Source organism: Cryobacterium sp. 10I1 (assembly GCF_035019805.1).
Taxonomy (GTDB): Bacteria; Actinomycetota; Actinomycetes; order Actinomycetales; family Microbacteriaceae; genus Cryobacterium; species Cryobacterium glucosi.
The window spans coordinates 1-792 of sequence record NZ_JASJVF010000523.1 but is presented as its reverse complement, the minus strand read 5'-3'; the positions used below and the strand labels follow the sequence as shown (position 1 = coordinate 792).

At 63.6% G+C, this 792-nt stretch carries 1 protein-coding gene; it reads right to left on the bottom strand.

Annotated features, from left to right (window positions below; genetic code table 11):
• Window positions 1-578, bottom strand: a 578-nt coding sequence (locus QN345_RS19560; RefSeq protein ID WP_323509180.1) for a transposase, incomplete at its 3' end; no start/stop codon positions are given.
• Window positions 579-792: the final 214 nt, after the last annotated feature.

Here is a 792-nt window from a genome sequence, read left to right as displayed (position 1 = left end):
CCGGCGGCGGCAACGCCGACGGCGACGACAATGGCCTGGGACACGATGCGGTGCCCGACGCGGGCCTTGCAGTAGGTGGCGTCGAGGAACACATAGGGGAAGTCTTGGGCGGCAAGGGTTCGGTCGCGGAACTCGGCCACCTCAGCGTCCAGGCCCGCGCAGATCCGGGACACTTCGGACTTGGAGATCCCGGTGTCCGCACCGAGGGCCTTGACCAGGTCGTCGACTTTCCGGGTCGAGACGCCGTGAACGTAGGCCTCCATCACGACCGCGAACAGGGCCTGGTCCACCCGGCGGCGACGCTCCAGCAGCGCCGGGAAGAATGACCCGGCGCGCAGCTTCGGGATCTTCAAGTCAAGGTCCCCGGCCGTGGTCGACAAGGTCCTCGACCGTGTCCCGTTGCGGTGGGTGGTGCGGTCGCTGGAGCGTTCGAACGGGGCGGCGCCGATGAACGCGGTCGCTTCCGCATCGATCAGTTCTTGATACAAGGTTTCGGTCGCGACGCGGATGCGGTCGGTGACATCGGTGAGTTTGAGTTCTCCCAGCAGGTTGAGCAGGGCAGACTGGTCTAGAGCCATCGTGTGGTGTCCTTTGTGAGTTGCTTTAGTCGGTACTCACTGACCATCCCACGGTGGCTCTTTACGTTGACGAAGCAACGCTCAAGAGCGGGAAACCACACCACTCACGGGGACGTAACCTTTGCTTGCCGCGTTCGACCGCCGGTCGATGCGATGGCAGTCAGCAATGAGCCCCCCGCACCGTTAGACACTCGTAACTATTTTCTTGCAGCCC